Here is a 19426-nt window from a genome sequence, read left to right on the forward strand (position 1 = left end):
ACCAAGGGGCAGGCATGGGGAACAAGGCAAGTGCTGGCCATGGCGAACACCATGGCCAAGGGTGGATCAGTCGAACAGGCCGGTGACAAACATCACGATATTGTCCCATAGACGCTTGAAGATGCCGCCTTCCTGGATGTTTTCCAGAGCAATGAGCGGCTGCTCCTTGACCACCTTCTCACCCAGCATCACCTTGAGGGTGCCCAGGTGCTGCCCGGCTTCGATCGGCGCCTTGATAGTCTCCTGAATATCGAGCTTGGCGGTCATGCTCTCGCGCTTGCCCTGGGGAGCCGTCAGATAGACGTCCTCACTCACCCCTAGACGCAGGGTATCCTTTTCTCCTCCCCACACCCGGGGTTCGTTGAGCACGGCACCGCTGTCATACAGCTTGGCGGTTTCGAAGAAGCGAAAACCATAGCTCAAGAGCTTTTGCGCTTCCTGAGCCCGGGCCTCGTCCGAATTGGTTCCCATGACCACCGCGATCAGCCGTGTATCCTCTTTCTTGGCCGAGGCCACCAGGCAGTAACCGGCGGCTTCGGTATGGCCGGTCTTTAGACCATCGACGGAAGGATCGCGCCACAATAGGCGATTGCGGTTGGGCTGACGGATATCATTATAGGTGAAGTACTTTTCGGAGTAGGTGTCGTAGTGATCCGGGTAGTCCTTGATGATGTGCTTGGCCAGTATGGCTAGATCCTTGGCGGAGGCGTAATGATCCTCGTGAGGCAGCCCGGTGGCATTGATGAAGTGGGAATTGCTCATTCCCAGGCGCTGGGCCTGCTGATTCATCAGATCCGCAAAGGCGGACTCGGAGCCGGCAATATGTTCCGCCAAGGCGACGCTGGCGTCATTGCCCGATTGAATGACCACGCCCTTGAGCAGGTTATCGACACTGACCTGAGTGCCCTCTTTGATAAACATTCGAGAGCCGCCGGTGCGCCAGGCTTTTTCGCTGATACTGACCTGATCCTCGGGGGAAATACGGTTCTCATCTATTTCCCGCTCGACGATATAGGCCGTCATCATCTTGGTGAGGCTCGCCGGAGGCAGTGATTGCTCTGCCTCGTGCTCGACCAGCACCTCGCCACTGTTGGCATCCATCAATAGCCAGGAACTCGCCGCCAGCGCCGGCGGCGATGGCACCATCGACTCCGGCAGTGCTTGCTGGGCCTGAACCGGCGCTATCGATAGCGCGCAAATGGCCAAGGTGGCAGGTAACAGGCGCCCTAGCGTACGGGGTAAAGCAGACAGTCTCATGTCGTTGTATCTCGTGATTCGTGCTGAAAAGAAATGAGGCTCACTCTTGAGCTCTTATGGTAAATGCTTGCGCAAAGCCTACCTGCTTGAGCTCTTGGCGCAGAGCCTCCAAGGCAGGCTGGTCATTCACCGGTCCGACCTGGACCCGATGCATGCGGGTATCGCTATCGACCCGTACCGGGCGATCGAGCGTATTTTGCAATCGTTTCTGGAGCGCTTGCGCGCCAGCTTCGGAGCCGAGCGCCGCCACCTGCAAGTACATACGTGAACCGCTACCGGCCACCGGAGGCGTAGCGAGCGATGCTGGCCGGGCCTGGCTCGTTTGAACATTGCTTGCCTGGGCAGAAGGCGACATGCCTGACTCGGCACTCGTTGCGGCCGCTTGAGCGACACGCGGCGGTGCGCTGGATTGGGCGGTTCGCTGCTGGCGTTGCTGACTCGCTTGCCATGCCACCGGATCGATGGCCTCGACCTGTACATGACCGGTGCCATTGCCAAGGATATCGAGACGTGCCGCTGCCGCATAAGAAAGATCGATCAGGCGATCGCCGTGAAACGGGCCGCGATCGTTGACCTTGACGATGACGGAACGACCGTTGTTCGTATTGGTGACCCGCGCATAGGTAGGCAACGGCAATGAACGGTGGGCCGCGGACATCTTGTACATGTCGTAGATCTCGCCACTGGCGGTGGCATAGCCTTGAAACTTCTGGCCGTACCAGGAGGCGGTACCGCGCTTCTTGTAACCCGCCGGGTCAGCCAGTACATGGTAGGTCTTCCCCCACACCTGATAGGTGGAGCGATTACCGCTGGCGGATCTTGGCTCGACCCGGGGAACAGCATCCGGCACATCGGAAACGTCCGGAGGCAGATCCGGGTAGGCATCGCTATCCATGGCGTAACGTCCACCAGCACTCTTTTTTGCAGCACTGGTCTTTGAAGCACTGGCGGCATTCTCGCCCTTGTAGCCGCCGCCTCCACCCGCACATCCGACCAGCAACGTACAGGCCAAGCCGATATAAAGCAGCGGTCGACTCATGCCTCGCTCTCCAGGGCGTTGCGGATGCGCTGCGCCAGAGTGGTCACTGCCATGGCGTAAAGATGGCTGTGGTTATAGCGCGTGATGACATAGAAATTGTTGTGCCCAAGCTCATAGCGCATCGTTCCATCCTCGACCTCAAGCGCCAGCGGCACGACCTGAGACGAGTCTTCGAGCGAACCGGCATCCGCCTCGACGCCTTGCGTTCGCAGAGTGCCGATGCTGGCGTAGGGCTTCTGGGTACGATTGAAGTCGATTTCCTTGGGCGGTGTTGCCGGGCCCTTGGCCGCGGTAACGATAGCACCATCCGCGGACCAGCCATGGCGAGCAAAATAGTTACCAACGCTGCCGATGGCATCCACGGGATTGTGCCAGAGATCGCGCTTGTCATCGCCGTCGAAGTCCACCGCATAGGCCTGATAGCTGGTGGGAATGAACTGGGGAAAGCCCATGGCACCGGCATAGGAGCCCTGCAGAGTCAGCGGATCGACATTCTGCTCGCTAGTCAGCTCGAGAAATGCTGCCAACTCGCCGCGAAAGAAATCCCCCCGCTTGGGATGATGAAATGCCAGGGTAGCAAGGGAGTCGATGACACGATGGGTGCCGGTATGTCGGCCATAGAAGGTTTCGACGCCAATGATGGCGGCGATCACTTCCGGTGCGACGCCGTATTTCGACTGGGCGCGATCGAAGGCCTCCCGATGTGCCTTGATGAAAGCAACGCCTTCCTCGATGCGCTGGGGCTTGATGAAAATGTCCCGATACTCGTGCCATACCAGACGGCGCTCCGCAGCACCGGTCATTGCCTCAAGCACTGCAGGTCGAAATTCGGCCTGTTGCAGTGCAAGCTCCAGCCAATCGCGATCGATGCCACGAGCCTCAAGCTCCTTGACCAGCGCTTGGGTCTCGGAATTTTGAGCAGGATCGAAGTCTTCTTTGGCCTGAGCCGTTTGGCTTAGAAGCATTGCCGTAGCGAACACCGCACCCGTGGTCTGGCGAAGGACAGCCTTCATTGTCTTGCGACTCCCTGTTGCTCCTGATGCGCCTTGCAGTTATTGATCACGTAGCAAATCTTGCTAGCGTGCCAGCAGGCGCCGGTGGCTTTGAATGGACATGAGAATACCGAAACCAGCCAGCAAGGTCACGCTGGAGGTCCCGCCGTAACTGACCAGCGGTAGCGGCACACCCACTACCGGCAAGATACCACTGACCATACCGATATTAACGAACACGTAAATAAAAAAGGTGAGTGTAATACTACCTGCCACCAAACGCCCGAAAGTATCCTGGGCGCTGTTGGCGATCACCAGCCCTCGGATCACGATCAGTAGATAGAGCGCCAGGATCAACACCATGCCGAACAACCCGAACTCCTCCCCCAGCACGGCAATGATGAAGTCCGTATGACGCTCCGGCAGAAATTCCAGCTGTGACTGGGTGCCCAGGGTCCAGCCTTTACCCTGTACTCCACCACTGCCGATAGCGGTGGTGGATTGAATGATATTCCAGCCGGCACCCAACGGGTCGCTTTCCGGATTGAGAAAGGTCAATACACGCTGACGCTGATAGGCATGCATGTTGAGCCACAGCAGCGGCAAGGCCGCGCCGGCCGCTGCCCCTAGAAAGGCGATGAGACGCCAGGACAACCCCGCCAGCAATAGCACGAAGATCGCCGCGCAGGCGACCAGCAGAGAGGTTCCCAGATCCGGCTGTCGGGCGATCAGCATGATCGGCGCGCCGATGATCAGGGCGCAAACCAGAATGTCTCGAATACGCGGGGGCAAGGGGCGTCGATGCAGGTAAGCCGCCACCATCATGGGCATGGCCAGCTTCATCAGCTCCGAGGGCTGAAAACGTACGACCCCCGGGATTACCAGCCAGCGCTGGGCGCCCATACCCACATCGCCCATCACCTCGACGGCCACCAGCATCAGAAAGCCCGCTAAATAGAGCGGCAGCGCCCAGCGGTACAGCGCACCGGGACTCAGTTGGGCCAATACCAGCATGGTGACTATCGCCACCCCCAATCGAGTGACCTGGGCCGTCACTACCGGCAGGCGCTGCCCGCTGGCACTATAAAGGATCAAAAGCCCTGACAGCAGCAGCAGGAACAACAATCCCAGTAACCAGGGGTCGAGGTGGATACGGAACCAAAGACTCCGCCTCCGCTTGATGGTGCTGCCTCGATTGGGTAACAAAGACTCCTGCAAGGCCATGGCGTCAGACTTCCTCGCTGGCGTCGGAAGTGTCGTCGGGTATCTCGGGCTTGTCTTCCCGCAATATCCACGCATCCAGCATCTTGCGCGCCAAGGGTCCCGCGTGACTGCTCCCGCCACCGGCGTTTTCAATGATCACGGCCACCGCAATTTCCGGCTTCTCGATCGGGGCAAAGGCGACGAAAAGGGCGTGATCGTGGAGCCGCTCCTCCAACTCCGCCGCGTTGTAGCGCTCATCGTTGGCCAGGGTGAACACCTGGGCCGTGCCGGATTTGCCAGCCATGCGATAGGCCAGATCCTGGCCGGATCGACGCCCGGTGCCTTCGCTGCCGGTCATCACGTCCTCCATGGCCTTGTTGACCAGATCCCACCACTCATCGTTGGCCAACTCGATATTCTGCTTCGTCTCCGGCAACGTCAGCGGCTCATCGCCGACACGCCTGGCCAGGTGCGGTGCGATCCAATTGCCACGGTTGGCAAGCACCGCCGTGGCGGTGGCCAGTTGCAGTGGCGTCGACAGCCAATAGCCTTGACCGATACCCACGGATAGCGTCTCCCCGGGAAACCAGACCTGGCCATAACGCGCCCGCTTCCACTCGCCGGAAGGCATGACGCCGCTGGCGGCACCATAAACATCGTGACTGGTTTCCTCACCGAAACCAAAGCGGTGCATGAACTCCGCCAAACGCTCGATCCCCAGCTCATGAGACAGGTTGTAGAAGTAGGTATCATTGGAGACCACGATGGCGCGGCGCATATTAACCCTGCCATGTCCCCAGCGTAGCCAGTTATGGTAGCGCCGCGAATGCTCGGGCAATTTGTAGAAACCCGGGTCGTAAATCGTCGTGTTCGGCGTAATGACGCCATTTTCAAGCCCTGCCAGGGCCTCGAAAGGTTTGATCGTCGATGCCGGCGGATATTGCCCTCGAATCGCACGATTGTAGAGAGGCAGGTCAGGGTTGTTTCTAAGCCCCCGGTAATCTTTGTGACTGATACCGGTAACGAACAGATTGGCATCGAACCCCGGAGAGGAGACCATGGCCAACAACTCGCCGCTGGCAGGCTCGATGGCCACGATGGACCCACGCCGGCCATCGAGCAGCTCATATCCCAGTTGCTGCAGCTCCTTATCGATGGTCAGTTTGATGTTCTGGCCCGGCACCGGATCGGTGCGGCCCAGCTCCCTCAGGACTCGCCCCCGAGCGTTGGTCTCGACCTTGCGTAGCCCCGCCTGGCCGTGCAGCACATCTTCGTACTCGCGCTCGACGCCGGTCTTGCCGATGAAGTGGGTGCCCGCATAATTGCCCTTGTCGAGGGTCTTGACCTCTTCGGCATTGATGCGCCCGACGTAGCCCAGCACATGGGACATGATGTCGGCATCGGGGTAGTACCGTAGTAATTGTGCCTCAACCTCGATGCCTGACAGGCGATAGCGATTGACCGCCAGCTGAGCGATCTGCTCTTCGTTCAATTCACTGAGTAAAAGCGCGGATTGATAGGGCCGCTGGCGCTGACGAGAGCGCTTCTTGAGGGTGGCGACATCCGTGTCCGGCAGGTCGAGAATATTCACCAGCAAGCTCAAGGTCGCGTCCAGATCGTCGACCCGCTCCGGCACGATAGTCAAGTTGTAGGTAGGACGGTTCTCCGCCAGCAACTGACCATCCCGATCCATGATCAACCCCCGATTTGGAGGCAAGGGCTCGACCCGCACACGATTCTGGTCGGAGCGGGTGATGAAAACCTCATGCTGAACCACCTGCAGATAGAACAGGCGTGCCACCAGCCCCAGGGACATCAGCAGAACCAGCACGACGGCCAGCAGGGAACGATTACGAAAGACGCGAACTTCCTGCTCGGGATCCTTCAGGGTTTCGCGGCGTTTAGACATGTAGAGGCTTCGTCTCGAAGTAGCTGAGGTCGATCATTATTTTGAACTAGCGATGATAAGGATGACCGACTAGCAGTGTCCAGGCCCGATAGAGTTGTTCGCATAACAAAAGACGTACCAAGGGATGAGGAAGCGTAAGAGGAGACAAGGACCAACGCTGCTCCGCCTGGGCTGATAACTGGGGCTCGAGCCCATCCGGTCCGCCTATCAGAAGCGCCACATCGCCCCCGCGATTGCGCCAGGCATCTGCCTGTTGCGCTAGCTGCTTGGTAGACCAAGGCTGCCCTGTCACCTCAAGGGCAACTCGATGATCGCTCTGTCGCAGGCGCTCTCGCATGCGCTGCCCTTCCTGCGCCACGGCGCGGGCCACATCCGCATTCTTGCCTCGGGTTCCCGGGGGGATTTCGACTATTTCCAAGGCAAAGTCCCGAGGCAGGCGTTTGCGATACTCGCCCACCCCCTGTTCTACCCAGCTCGGCATACGCTGGCCTACGGCAAGCAGGCGTACCTTCATGCCTGACCCCCGCGCACCTCCTCTTCACCGTTGCCGGGCAAGTCGGACCACAGCCGCTCGAGATCGTATAAACGCCGAGCATCGGGCAGCATGACATGCACGACCACATCGCCTAGATCCACCAGAACCCAATCAGCGCCTGTCCCGCCTTCGACGCCCAGAGGCCTGACCCCCGCCTCCTTGGCCTTTTCGACGACGTTCTCCGCCAAAGCGCTCACATGGCGTGTCGATGTGCCATTGGCGATCACCATGGTGTCGGTGACGCTGGTTAACGCTGCAACGTCGAGTTCAGCAATCTCTTGCCCCTTGAGTTCTTCCAGGGCCCCCACCGCCAATATCTTCAATGCGTCGTTTTGCATAGCTCCTCGAGTAGTAAGACCACCGTACAAGGTCACATTCTACCTTCATGACATCGCTTAGCGGTAAAGACCGCTGGATTGAATATAGGTTTCCACGGCACTTGGCAAGAGATACCGCACACTCAGACCCGCCTGCAGCCGACGACGCAGTTCGGTAGCGGAAATATCCATGCTGCTGGGCAGGCGCAAATGCAAAAGCCGCCCCGCCGGTGTCGCAAACAAACTCTCGCTACTTTCCACCTCGCGCCCCTTGATCAATGCCTTCAATGCATCCCCCGGCAAGGCTGCATGCCCCGGGCGGGCAATGACTACCAGATGAGACAATTCGAAGAGCCGCTCGGGCTCATGCCATTCGGCAAGCTTGAGAAAGGCGTCGACCCCAAGCGCCATCACCAGCCGTGTCCGTTCGCCGAACTCCTCCCGCAATGAAGCCAATGTATCGACGGAATAAGAGGGCCCGGAGCGATGCAGCTCCCGGTCGTCTGCCCTCAGCCCTGGGGTATCGTCTATGCCTGCCGCGAGCATTGCAAGACGGTCGGTTGCAGCGACGCCCGGCGCCTCCCGATGGGGAGGCAGTTGGGACGGAATCATGTGCACTTGATCGAGAGATAGCATTTCGCACAGTTCGACGGCGCTGCGCAGATGGCCGTGATGCACGGGATCGAAGGTTCCTCCGAGCATCGCGATTCTTCTCATGGGGGCAGCCGGGCCAGACTCAGCTGCGCACATGGCCATCCCCAAGCACGACGTACTTGCGGGTGGTCAGGCCTTCAAGTCCTACCGGCCCCCGGGCATGAAGCTTGTTGGTGGATATGCCGATCTCGGCCCCGAGACCATACTCGAAGCCGTCGGCAAAACGCGTCGAGGCGTTGACCATCACCGAACTGGAATCCACCTCCGCCAGGAAGCGTCGCGCCAGGGTGTAGGATTCGGTGACGATGGCATCGGTATGCTGGGAACCGTAGCGCTCGATATGCGCCATGGCGGCATCGATACCCTCCACCACGCGAATGGCAAGAATTGGCGCCAGATATTCCGCCTGCCAGTCTTTGTCGCTGGCCAGCGCAATGTCCGGTAATACCTCCCGGGTTCGTTCGCAGCCGCGCAATTCGACGCCATGAGGCGCATAGGCTTCGGCTAGACGCGGCAGCAGCTCGGCAGCGATGGGCGCATCCAGCAGTAGCGTCTCGAGGGTATTGCAGGTGCCGTAGCGCTGGGTCTTGGCATTGAGCGCAATGGCCAACGCCTTGTCGAGATCGGCGCTGGCATCGACATAGACATGACAAACGCCGTCCAGATGCTTTATGACCGGCACTCGCGCTTCTCGAGACACCCGCTCGATCAGGGATTTTCCGCCACGGGGAATGATGACATCGACATATTCAGGCATGGTGATAAGATGCCCGACCGCTGCACGATCCGTCGTCGCCACCACCTGCACCGCAGCCTCAGGGATGTCGGCCTGCGCCAACCCTTTCGCGATGCAGGTGGCAATGGCCGCGTTGCTGTCCTGGGCCTCGGAGCCACCGCGCAGGATACAGGCATTGCCGGCTTTCAGACACAGGCTGGCTGCCTCAACCGTTACATTGGGGCGCGATTCGTAGATGATACCGATCACACCGATGGGTACGCGCATCTGCCCGAGCTGAATACCGCTGGGCAGTGTACGCAAGCCATCGATTTCGCCTACAGGATCCGGCAGGGCGGCAACCTGGTTCACACCTTCGATCATGGCCTCGATACGCGCTTCGTTCAACGCGAGTCGATCGAGCATAGCGTCATCAAGGCCGTTAGCGCGGGCGCGTTCCAGATCTCGAACATTGGCCTCGATCAAATCGATCCGCGCTGCATCGAGTTGTGCAGCAATGGCCACCAACGCGGCATTCTTGGCCCCCGACCCTATACGACGCAGCAGCGTGCTACCCTGGCGGGCCTGAACCCCCACGGTGTTCATATAGGTGTCGATATCGGCACTGTCAGTCGTATTGTCCATCAGGTTGTGTCGTGACATGCCGATAAATTCTCCAGAGTGCTTGGCATGACAAAAGCCACTACAACGCTATTGTTAAAATGAAAAGCAAGAGACGTATCGTTCTAGTGGCGCATGTATCGTACAGTATTCAACATCACGAAATGAGATGCATGATAAGGCACCATGAAGAGCAATTTCAAAGACGGGCTTTATCGCCTTACCCTACTGTTTGCTGCCGCCGCGTTACTACTGCTGGCTACCACACCTCAGGATAGCGTATCTCAGGTATTATTGAGCGTCATCGGGCTTGGACTCTGTATCGTTGCGCTGGCGCGCCGCCTGGTCGTGTTTCCCGGCACATTTGCGCCTGTGCTGCTTGGTATCGCCTTGACACTGCTTTTATGGGCGGCGCCGGAGCGACATTTGCCATGGCTCTGGCTCTGGGCAGTGGTACTCATCCTGCCTCAACCCCCCTGGCTATGGTTGTTGCAGGGAGCGCTAGCGGTCTCCTGCTGGTGGCAGGTGGCGCCGGGAATCGATACCGAACAAGGTCTGCTAGCACTCATCCTATTGATGATATTGATGATGATGGGGTTTACACACAGCCTGACCGAGCTACCGCTACAGCGGGGCTTAATGAGACGCGCGCGTCTATCTTCCAAACGCCCATTGCATTCAGGACGACAATTGGCCAAGGAAGTACCGCTTGAAACGACCCGGTGCAGCCGCGAAGGCAGCTATGGCGAGTTACTCCTCTTGCGCTGCTCGGGCCGCGATCTTCAGGTCATGCTGAACATACTCAACGCCGCCACTCGCAGTTACGAAACCTGTTTTCAGCTCAACAACCGAACCCTGGCGACATTAATGGTCAGCCATGACATAGAGACGGGTCGCAAGCGACGTAGCGCGCTGCTCAACTCGCTATCGACTTCTTTCAAGGTGCGCTGTGCCACTCTGGTGCCTTCACTACTGCTCGAACCTCAACTCAAGGCATTCGATCAGCAGCAGCGCTCGATAGTGATTTTAGAAGAGAACGCCTAATGCCTGCCCGAAGTAACATGAATTCCTGGTCATCGCGCCTTACCCTACTTGTCTATGCCAGTGGTACGCTGCTTGTCACGAGCTATGCCATATGGAATTACTTGATGGGCGCCTATGGGCGTATCCTGCTGCCGGCACTGCTTACGCTACTATTGGGAGGGGCACTCTTTCTTCGCTCTATCAACAGGAACGATTACCGACTCTGCGCCTATCTAACCTTGATCAGCTGCTATCTGCTGGTTGCCATCGAGCTACCCGGCCTAGGGGACTCTTCGAGACTATGGCTTGGGCTGCCGCCAGTCCTGACGCTTCTGCTGCTATCCCTCGGATCGGCGCTACTGCTCAATCTGATGATGGCACCGATTTGGCTGATATTGATCAATCAGGAATCACTGCTTCTCGACAACGCATTGCATTATCTGGCACTGGTGAGCGTAGCGGCACTTCCTTATTGGCTACGCCGGCAGCGCGAAATGCTACTGAGCGCTGCAGATACGCTGGACAAGCAATGCGACGCACTGTCACAAACCGCACTGACCGAACACCTCCATGCGGAAGTCGAGCGCGCCAGAACGATGCAGCGTCCGCTGACTGTTCTGATCATACATTTGCCGCAACTGGAAATGGCCGACGAGCAGTTCGGGAGCACGCTACTGCACAGTCTGCTGGAGCGGATATGTCATACGGTACACAGCGGCAGCCGCTATCACGATCGGCTCGGTCGTCATCAGACCCAGCTATTCTGGCTACTGCTTCCTGATACAGGAGAAGCCGGCGCCTTGATCGTACGTGAACGCCTTTTACATGCTCTGGGCCGTGAAGTGTTCGCCGAAACCGGTGCCATCCAGTCACGTATTCGGGCGTGTCACTTGCAGCCTGGCGAAGACGGTACGCACTTTGAGCAACGCCTGCTGGCCAGTGGCCTCAAGTTGATGGAGCCAAGGCCTTGAGTACGACCGAGTGGCTTCAGAGTCTGGCACCGTCTCCCGAGTGGTTATTGCTGTTCATCGCGCTCATTTCGCTGTTCGAATCCCTGGCGTTAGTCGGCCTGGTGGTTCCCGGCGTGATATTGATCACCGCCGCCGCCTCGTTGGCCGGGCACCACGACCTTTCGATCGCCCTGGTCTTGCTGTGTGCTTTTCTAGGAGCGGTGATTGGCGACGGCCTGAGCTTTTGGCTCGGCCAGGCCCAGCGTCAACGCATTCCCTCACTGTGGCCCTTTCGTCAACACCCGGAATGGTTGACGCGAGGGACACTGTTCTTTCAGCGCTATGGCGTGCTTTCGGTTCTTATCGGGCGTTTCGTCGGTCCGGTGCGCCCCATCGTCCCGATGATTGCCGGTATGATGCATATGCGCACAAGCCTCTTCTTGTGGTCCAACTTCGGCTCGGCACTACTCTGGGCGCCCGCTTACTTACTGCCGGGCTACCTGCTTGGAAAGACCTGGCAGCAACTGCTGGACATGCCACCGGGCAGTAAAGGCTGGTTGATCTTGCTGGCCTCTTCGGTGCTTGCCCTGGCGCTGATATTCTCGTTGTTGCGCCATCAATTGGCGCGCGAGGGCTGGGTCTATCGCCAACTGGCCTACTCTGCTCGCGCTAGTCGCTGGCAACGCTGGCTTTGGAACACCTTGCGTTCACCGCGCCCCAGCGGGGAATTTCCCCTGGCATCGTTGGTGTTGCTGTTCATCAGCCTACCGGTCTTGAGTGGCTGGACACTCTGGGTACTCGAACAGCAAGGTCCATTACCCATGGATCTGAGTCTGCAAAATCTCATTAACGGGCTGGTCGGCCCGGTAATGATCCAAGTCGCCGTCTGGATGGCCGAAGCTGGCGACACCCTGGGTGTCATTGTCCTGATAATGCCTTGGGTGGCCTGGCTACTTTTCCGGCACCAGTACGCAGCCTTGCTTCATTTGATAGGCGGGCTCGGCGGCATCGCTCTGGCCAACACGCTATTCAAGCACCTGGCCGGGCGCGTGCGTCCGGATATCCCCGACTATCTCGCCGGCTCCTTTTCCTATCCCAGTGCCCATACCTCCACCGCGGTGGTGCTCTATGGACTGGCGGCAGCCTTCGTGGCCGAAACCTTGCCCTCACGGCATCGTGCACTGGCCTATTGGGGCGCCATCATCATCTGCGTACCCATGGCGCTGTCACGCCTGATCATCGGGGTGCATTGGTTCAGCGACCTGATAGGCGGCGCCCTGCTCGGATTGGTAACCTGCGCCCTGGTGCGCATCAGCTATCATGGCTTCGCCACACGTCCATTAAGCAAACCACCCTGGATAACGCTCAGCCTCATCACAGTGGCACTGCTGGTAGCGCGTATTTTCTGGCTGCCCCCGGTTTAGCCAACGGCGAGCCAGATACCCACCCCAATCATCAGCGTGCCGGCGATACGGTTGAGCAAACGCACGTTGCCACCCTTCGCCAGCAGCCGACTCGCGCTGCGCCCGCCCCCGGCATAGAGCAGCAAGCAGAGCAGTTCAATGGACAGAATCATTGCAATCAGTGCTGCCAACTGAGGTGCCAGCGCCATGGAGGGGTCAAGAAACGGGGGCAGTAGCGCGATGAAGAACGCCCAGCCCTTCGGGTTGGCAATGGCGGTGACAAACCCCTGTATCAGCAAATGCAGACGCGACACATCGGTTTGCTGCCCGGGTTCCAGCGGAATCGCCATGCGCCCGCGAGAACGCCACATCATGACACCGAGATAGACCAGGTACGCTCCGCCTAGCCCTTTGAAGAGCGCAAACAGGGCCGGCTGACGAAGCATCAAGGTAGCCACGCCGGCACCGGCGGCAAGCGCTACCAACCCGACCCCGGCCAGCTCGCCGAGCATCATCCACAGCGTGCGCTTCACTCCTACCGTCATGCCCAACACCATGGACAGCGTCATGCACATGCCCGGCGTCAGAGACACCATGAAGAACGTAGGAATGAAGACCGACAACAGCGATAGGTTGATCATCCGAGGACTTTCATCCAGCTACTCCCCCCAGCGTGGCATCAGGCGATGCTCGATCCCCAGCTGGTTGAGAATGCGAGCGACGATGAAATCGATCAGATCGTCGACGCTGTCAGGCTGGTGGTAGAAACCGGGAGCCGCCGGCAAGATGGTGACGCCCAGACGCGCCAGGGTCAGCATGTGTTCGAGATGGATCGCGGACAGCGGTGCCTCCCGGGGCACCAGAATCAGCTGCCGACGCTCCTTCAAGGCGACATCGGCGGCGCGCTCGATCAGATTGTTGCTGGCGCCGGTTGCCACCGCCGAAAGCGTGCCGGTGGAGCACGGGCAAACGACCATGGCGGCGCTGGCGCCGGAACCGGAGGCCACCGGCGCCATCCAGTCTTCCCGGGCGAAGCATCGAATCTGGCGTGGAGCCGCCCCGCTGCGCCGACCCAAGGCCTCGGCAAGTTTATCCGGCTGCGCCGGTAGTTTTTCCGGGGTCTCGGTGGCGATGACCATATGCGCCGCCTTGGAGATCATCACCCAGACCTCGTGCCCCGCCGCGACCAGACAATCGATCAGCCGCAGGCCGTACTGCGCCCCCGAGGCGCCGGTCAACGCGACCGTGACTGGTGCATTGAAGGCTGGAGCGGCCGCCTCATTCATGCTCGTCACCCATGGACGGCCTCAAGGGCGGCCAGCAGTTTCTCGTGAATACCGCCGAACCCTCCGTTGGACATGATGACGATGCGGTCATTGCGACGCGCCTGCTCGACCAGCGTCGCCACGAGGGTATCGATATCCTCCATCCGCGTGGCGGGCACCGGACTGGCCGCCAGCACCTCATCCAGAGACCAATCGAGTCCCGGCGGCTGATACCACCAGACCCCGTCCGCGGCGGCAACACTTTCCGCCAGGCGACCCTTCAAGGTGCCCAGGCGCATGGTATTGGAGCGCGGCTCGATCACTGCCAGCAAACGCCCCGAGGCAGTTGCGGCGCGTAACCCTTCGAGAGTGCCGGCAATCGCGGTTGGATGATGGGCGAAGTCGTCAATGACCTGAATACCACCGATCTCGCCGCGCACTTCCTGTCGGCGGCGTGGGGTTTCAAAGCGCGCCAGCGCCGCACAGCCCCGAGCCAGATCGATACCACAGGCCGCTGCGGCCGCTAGCGCCCCTAACGCATTGCGCGCATTATGCTCGCCGGTCATCGCCCAATCGACGACGGCATCCTCACCGGCATGAATGACCCGAAACCGGCTGGCATCGTCCCGCTCCAGCGCCAGGCACCAGGCGCTTTCCTCCTGGCGACCAAAATACTCGACCGGGCTCCAACAACCCATCTCGAGCACCCGGCTCAGCGCTGGTTCACCATCCGCCACCAGCAGTCGTCCTTGCGAAGGCACCGTGCGTACCAAATGATGGAACTGGCGCTCAATTGCCGCCAGATCGGGAAAGATGTCCGCGTGGTCGAATTCGAGATTATTGAGTAGCGCAACGTCCGGGCGGTAGTGCACGAACTTCGAGCGCTTGTCGAAAAAGGCGGTATCGTATTCGTCGGCTTCCACCACGAAAGGCCCTTCTGTGTCGCCCAGACGGGCCGACACCCCGAAATTACGCGGCACGCCGCCGATCAGAAAACCGGGGTTTTGGCCGGCACTTTCGAGTAGCCAGGCCAGCAGACTGGCGGTGGTGGTCTTACCATGGGTGCCCGCCACAGCGATGACACGACGCCCAGGCAGCACATGTTCGGCCAGCCATTGCGGCCCGGAGGTATAAGGCAGCTTGGCATCGAGCAGTGCTTCGACTTCCGCATTGCCCCGGGAAACCGCATTGCCGACCACGACGAGATCGGGGCTCGGAGTGAGATTCGCGGCGGCGTAACCGTCGCAGAGTCGAATTCCCGCCTCTTCGAGTTGTGTACTCATGGGTGGGTAGACATTGGCATCCGAGCCGCTGACATGATGACCCAGCTCCCGAGCCAATAGCGCCAGGCTACCCATGAAAGTGCCGCAGATACCCAGAATGTGGATGTGCATCTTGTCCCCAGGCGTTCAAGAGGCCCGATGAGAATGTCGAGCCGATAAAACAGACAAAAGTTGTACCAGCGCGTGAGCCTAGCATGGCCCCCTATCACTCGCTAGACATCAACAGGTTCATCCCGCCGGCACCGTGCAGCCAGGAGCGCTTTCGACTATGATGGCCGTCGATTTCTCAGGAGCAGAGGAAGCCCAATGGCTCAGAAAAATGCATTCTACGCCCAGTCCGGCGGTGTCACCGCAGTGATCAATGCCAGCGCCTGTGGCGTGGCCGAGGCTTGCCGCAACTCGAATCAAATCGGCAAGCTCTATGCCGGGCACAATGGCATCATCGGCGCCCTCACCGAGGATTTGATCGATGTCTCTCAAGAAACGGACGAAGCCATCACGGCACTGCGTCACACCCCAGGCGGGGCGTTTGGCTCCTGCCGCTACAAGCTCAAGGACATCGAAACTCATCGCACCCAGTACGAACGGCTGATCGAGGTCTTCAAGGCCCACGACATCGGTTACTTCTTCTATAACGGCGGCGGCGATAGCGCCGACACCTGCCTCAAGGTCTCTCAGCTTTCAGAAAAGCTCGGCTATCCGCTGACCGCCATTCATGTGCCCAAGACCGTAGACAACGACCTACCGATCACCGACAACTCCCCGGGGTTCGGCAGCGTCGCCAAGTATATAGCCACCTCGACTCGCGAGGCGGCACTGGACATCGCCTCGATGTGTGCCACCTCGACCAAGGTGTTCATACTCGAGGTGATGGGCCGCCATGCAGGCTGGATCGCCGCTGCGGGCGCCCTGGCCGGCAACGGTGAAGGCGAGCCGCCTCACTTGATTATCTTCCCCGAAATCGCCTTCGATCGCGAAGCGGTCATGGCCCGGGTCGAGGAATCCGTCACGCGCTATGGCTATTGCGTGATCGTGGTATCCGAAGGTGCCCGCTATGAAGATGGCACCTTCCTGGCGGATGCGGGCAATACGGATGCCTTTGGTCATCGCCAGCTGGGCGGCGTGGCACCGACGCTGGCAGGCATGGTCAAGCAGGATCTGGGGTACAAGTATCACTGGGCGGTGGCGGACTATCTGCAACGTGCCGCTCGCCACCTGGCCTCCAAGACCGATGTAGAGCAAGCCTACGCAGTAGGTCAGAAGGCGGTGGAACTGGCGATTGCCGGTCAAAATGCCATGATGCCCGCGATCAAGCGTGTCAGTGAAGACCCCTATGAATGGCAAATCGAGCCGGCACCCCTGGCCGAGGTGGCCAATCAGGAAAAATTCATGCCTCGGGACTTCATCCGTGAGGACGGTTTCGGCATCACCGACACCTGCCGGCGCTATCTGTTGCCGCTGATACAAGGTGAAGATTTTCCGCCCTTCGACGACGGCCTGCCCCGCTTCGCCAAGCTCAAGCTAGTGAAGGTGGAACGCAAGTTGCCCGAGTTCACGCTTTAAGCAACGCTATCTGCTGATCAGGTTCGCGACGCCCCGCTTTCGGGGCGTCACCGTTTCTGCCTTACTTCCAAAGCCAGGACAACACCAACAGCAACAATAGCCCACCGGCGACCCATTGCCAGAGCCTGGTTGGCGAACGCAGCGTCGGTAAGTCGGCCCTCATCTTGCGCGGATCGCGCAGCGAGTAGACGAATTCGGAAAGGCGCCGAAAACGCAGCGCGCGCTGCGGGTCGAGGGCACGTTGCAGTGCGCCATCGAGCTCCAACGACACCTCGGGATTACGCAACCGGGCACTGCTATAGACCATCTGCTCCAGCTCGGTATAACTGCGAAGCTGGCGCGGTTCGAGCGCATAGGGCAACTCTCCGGTCAGTAGCCAATAGATCGTCGAGGCCAGCGCATATTGATCACTGCGGCGGCCGACATCGATATCCAGGGCATATTCCGGGGCGCTGTGCTCGCTGAGCCCGACCTGACGTGCCAGTTCTCGCGCACTTCGATGTCCATCACCCTCGCGCCGATGACAGGCACTGAAATCCGCCAGTACCACCTGCCCGTGCGTGTCGATGAGAATATTGTCCGGATGAATTCTCTGATGCAGCACTTCACGCCGATGTAGCGCCTGTACTCCTTTCACGAGTTGCCTGGCGATATCCAGCCGCTGCCCGAGGCTGGCTCGGGGATGGTGCTGCATCCAGTAGGTCAGCGTGTTGCCCTTTATGAAGGCCATCAGGTAGTAAAGGTAGCGACGGGGGCGCGAACGCTCCACGGTCTTGACCACGAAAGGCGAATGAACCCGCTCCACCACCCATTGCTGTAACAGGAAGTGCTCGAGATAGGCGTTGCGACTGGAAAGTTCCGGGCTCGGCGCCTTGAGTACCATCTCGCGTTGATTGCGGGTATCGCGCACGCGATAGACCCGGCTCTGGGCCGTACGAGCCAGCACTGCCTCCACCACGAGACCATCGAGACAATCACCTATGGCGTATTCCGGCGGTACCGGCAGCCCCCCGTAGCGTTGCAAGGGATCGAGTCTCTCCTCGGGTAGACGATCGATGCGCACCAGTTGAAAGCAGAACTGCTCCGCCCCGTAACCTCGCTCGGCAGCCCGGGCCTGGGCCGCCGCAGCGAGGCGTTCACAAGCCGCATCGAGATTGCTGACATCGATGCGGATCAACTGCATGTAATCCGAGGGCAGCAAGGTGCCGCTTACCGCCCGGGTCGTGAATAGAAAAATATCGCCCTGCTTTAGCGATAGGTTGCGGTAATCGATATCCAGATTGACATTCAGGCCCAGGGCGCGAGTCGGGTAGCGATAACCGCCAAGCTCGGTGATGTGGTCGCAGCTGAGTTGCTCGAACTCGGCCCCACGCAGACGAAACACCAGGGTATCGCCCATGTGAAAAAGATGGCCTTCACTTTCGTGCAATATCAGGATCGACAGTGAACTGACATAGCTACCTTCGACAAGATGGCGGCTCTGACCATGACTCCAGCTGTTCAAGGCATCCAGCACGCGGGTGACCGAGGTCTTGATGCCCCAGTGCGCCGGCGTCGAGTAGTAATCCGCCAGAAAGCCGCGCACACTGAGATCGCCGGCCTGCTTGGCAATCACATTGCGCCAGGTGGAGTCACCGATTACAGCGCAGGCGCCCTTGCTACCCAAGGCGTCGTCCTCGGGCAGACTCACCGACATCGAACTACGATGATGGCGGCTCTCTGGCGCGACAAAAGCCTGGCCGTAGCTCAGGGACAAGGCGTGCTTGGCCAAGGTGCTTCTCCTCGAATGGCGTTGCGGCGCCATGATACATGCTCACACTGCTTCAGGATGGATAGACCAATGGCGCATAAGACCGAGCGAGCCTTGAACCGTTCGGATTGGCAATCCCTCCGGTCAGTTCGTATAATTCAGCGAATTTTGCTTGGGAAGCGCTGAATAAATCGACGAGCAGCTTCAAGCACAAGGCGCACGGAGCGCAGGAATCGAAGCATATGGGTATATGTGAGGATTCTGAGCACCGCGCAACATAGTGATTGATGTGCGCAGGCATTTATTCAGCGCTTCCCCCACACAGCCAACCGCAAGGACTCGACATGAGCTACAGCAAGATTCCCGCAGGCAAGGAGCTTCCACATGACATCTATGTCGTGATCGAAATTCCGGCCAATCACGCGCCTATCAAGTACGAGATCGACAAGGACATGGACGCTCTGCTGGTCGATCGCTTCATGACCACCCCCATGTTCTACCCGGCCAACTATGGCTTCATCACCAATACGCTGGCCGATGATGGCGATCCCCTGGACGCCTTGGTGGTCACCCCTTACCCAATCCAGGCGGGTTGCGTGATCCGTTCCCGCCCGGTGGGCATTCTCAACATGAGCGATGAGGCCGGTGAAGATGCCAAGTTGATCTGTGTGCCTCACAGCAAGCTGGCGCCGGTCTATGACGATGTGAAGGACGTCACCGACCTGCCCGAGCTTCTGCGTCTTCAAATCGCGCACTTCTTCGAGAACTACAAGGATCTCGACAAAGGCAAGTGGGTCAAGATCGATTCCTGGGATGGCGTCGAAGCAGCACACGCCGCCATCGAGAAATCCGTCGCTGCTTTTGGCAAAGAGTAAGGTTCGACCCCTGATCTATTGACTGTTGCCGCTACAAGCACAAGGCCGTCCGGATGGACGGCCTTGTTCGTT

Annotated in this window: 18 protein-coding genes; 5 read left to right on the forward strand and 13 right to left on the reverse strand. The window is 59.3% G+C overall.

Annotated features, from left to right (window positions below):
• Positions 1-66: 66 nt before the first annotated feature.
• From H7850_RS06045 to H7850_RS06085, 9 genes are all read right to left on the reverse strand, one after another.
• Positions 67-1257 carry a D-alanyl-D-alanine carboxypeptidase family protein gene (locus tag H7850_RS06045; RefSeq protein WP_227368628.1) on the reverse strand — a complete coding sequence of 397 codons (1191 nt, stop codon included), beginning with the start codon at positions 1255-1257 and terminating at the stop codon, positions 67-69.
• A 40-nt stretch (positions 1258-1297) separates the two neighbouring features.
• Positions 1298-2296, reverse strand: coding sequence for a septal ring lytic transglycosylase RlpA family protein (locus tag H7850_RS06050; RefSeq protein ID WP_227368629.1), 999 nt, complete (start codon positions 2294-2296; stop codon positions 1298-1300).
• Positions 2293-3309, reverse strand: coding sequence for a lytic murein transglycosylase B (gene mltB / locus H7850_RS06055; RefSeq protein WP_413614142.1), 1017 nt, complete (start codon positions 3307-3309; stop codon positions 2293-2295). The genes H7850_RS06050 and mltB overlap by 4 nt, the downstream gene beginning before the upstream one ends.
• Before the next feature lie 63 nt (positions 3310-3372).
• Positions 3373-4512, reverse strand: a complete 1140-nt coding sequence (gene rodA / locus H7850_RS06060; protein ID WP_227368630.1) for a rod shape-determining protein RodA — start codon at positions 4510-4512, stop codon at positions 3373-3375.
• Between the two features lie 4 nt (positions 4513-4516).
• A complete protein-coding gene (gene mrdA / locus H7850_RS06065; RefSeq protein WP_227368631.1) occupies positions 4517-6400 on the reverse strand; it encodes a penicillin-binding protein 2 in 1884 nt (627 codons plus the stop codon).
• 46 nt (positions 6401-6446) lie between these two features.
• Positions 6447-6914, reverse strand: coding sequence for a 23S rRNA (pseudouridine(1915)-N(3))-methyltransferase RlmH (gene rlmH, locus H7850_RS06070; protein WP_227368632.1), 468 nt, complete (start codon positions 6912-6914; stop codon positions 6447-6449).
• On the reverse strand, positions 6911-7273 hold the full coding sequence (gene rsfS / locus H7850_RS06075) for a ribosome silencing factor (protein WP_227368633.1): 363 nt from the start codon (positions 7271-7273) through the stop codon (positions 6911-6913). The genes rlmH and rsfS overlap by 4 nt, the downstream gene beginning before the upstream one ends.
• A gap of 57 nt (positions 7274-7330) precedes the next feature.
• Positions 7331-8002 (reverse strand): nicotinate-nucleotide adenylyltransferase, encoded by a 672-nt coding sequence (gene nadD, locus H7850_RS06080; RefSeq protein WP_227368634.1) that lies wholly within the window; start codon positions 8000-8002, stop codon positions 7331-7333.
• Positions 7989-9284: a glutamate-5-semialdehyde dehydrogenase gene (locus H7850_RS06085; protein WP_227368635.1), complete on the reverse strand. Its 1296-nt coding sequence runs from the start codon at positions 9282-9284 to the stop codon at positions 7989-7991. Before H7850_RS06085 ends, nadD begins: the two co-directional genes overlap by 14 nt.
• Before the next feature lie 144 nt (positions 9285-9428).
• Here H7850_RS06085 and H7850_RS06090 point away from each other — a divergent pair, with 144 nt between their 5' ends.
• From H7850_RS06090 to H7850_RS06100, 3 genes are read left to right on the forward strand one after another with little or no spacing between them, the layout of a single operon-like run.
• The gene (locus H7850_RS06090; protein WP_227368636.1) at positions 9429-10286 is read left to right on the forward strand and encodes a hypothetical protein; all 858 of its coding nucleotides are present in this window, start codon (positions 9429-9431) and stop codon (positions 10284-10286) included.
• 17 nt (positions 10287-10303) lie between these two features.
• Positions 10304-11236, forward strand: a complete 933-nt coding sequence (locus H7850_RS06095) for a diguanylate cyclase domain-containing protein (protein ID WP_227368637.1) — start codon at positions 10304-10306, stop codon at positions 11234-11236.
• Entirely contained in the window at positions 11233-12639 is a 1407-nt protein-coding gene (locus H7850_RS06100) for a bifunctional DedA family/phosphatase PAP2 family protein (RefSeq protein ID WP_227368638.1), read from the forward strand. Before H7850_RS06095 ends, H7850_RS06100 begins: the two co-directional genes overlap by 4 nt.
• Here H7850_RS06100 and H7850_RS06105 read toward each other — a convergent pair.
• The 3 genes from H7850_RS06105 to mpl are packed head-to-tail and all read right to left on the reverse strand — an operon-like array spanning position 12636 to position 15277.
• Positions 12636-13259 (reverse strand): LysE family translocator, encoded by a 624-nt coding sequence (locus H7850_RS06105; RefSeq protein WP_227368639.1) that lies wholly within the window; start codon positions 13257-13259, stop codon positions 12636-12638. The genes H7850_RS06100 and H7850_RS06105 overlap by 4 nt on opposite strands.
• 18 nt (positions 13260-13277) lie before the next feature.
• A complete protein-coding gene (locus H7850_RS06110) occupies positions 13278-13904 on the reverse strand; it encodes a flavin prenyltransferase UbiX (RefSeq protein WP_227368640.1) in 627 nt (208 codons plus the stop codon).
• A 5-nt stretch (positions 13905-13909) separates the two neighbouring features.
• Positions 13910-15277: a UDP-N-acetylmuramate:L-alanyl-gamma-D-glutamyl-meso-diaminopimelate ligase gene (gene mpl / locus H7850_RS06115; protein WP_227368641.1), complete on the reverse strand. Its 1368-nt coding sequence runs from the start codon at positions 15275-15277 to the stop codon at positions 13910-13912.
• Between the two features lie 195 nt (positions 15278-15472).
• Between mpl and H7850_RS06120 the strand changes: the two genes are divergently transcribed.
• Positions 15473-16729: a 6-phosphofructokinase gene (locus H7850_RS06120; RefSeq protein WP_227368642.1), complete on the forward strand. Its 1257-nt coding sequence runs from the start codon at positions 15473-15475 to the stop codon at positions 16727-16729.
• A 61-nt stretch (positions 16730-16790) separates the two neighbouring features.
• On the opposite strand, the gene H7850_RS06125 is transcribed toward H7850_RS06120, so the two are convergent.
• Positions 16791-18533, reverse strand: coding sequence for a protein kinase domain-containing protein (locus H7850_RS06125; RefSeq protein WP_413614143.1), 1743 nt, complete (start codon positions 18531-18533; stop codon positions 16791-16793).
• Between the two features lie 290 nt (positions 18534-18823).
• Between H7850_RS06125 and ppa the strand changes: the two genes are divergently transcribed.
• Complete coding sequence (gene ppa / locus H7850_RS06130; RefSeq protein WP_227368644.1) at positions 18824-19354, forward strand: inorganic diphosphatase; 531 nt, start codon at positions 18824-18826, stop codon at positions 19352-19354.
• Positions 19355-19426 lie beyond the last annotated feature (72 nt).

The sequence above is a fragment of the Halomonas sp. M20 genome (assembly GCF_020622265.1).
In the GTDB taxonomy this organism is placed as follows: domain Bacteria; phylum Pseudomonadota; class Gammaproteobacteria; order Pseudomonadales; family Halomonadaceae; genus Modicisalibacter.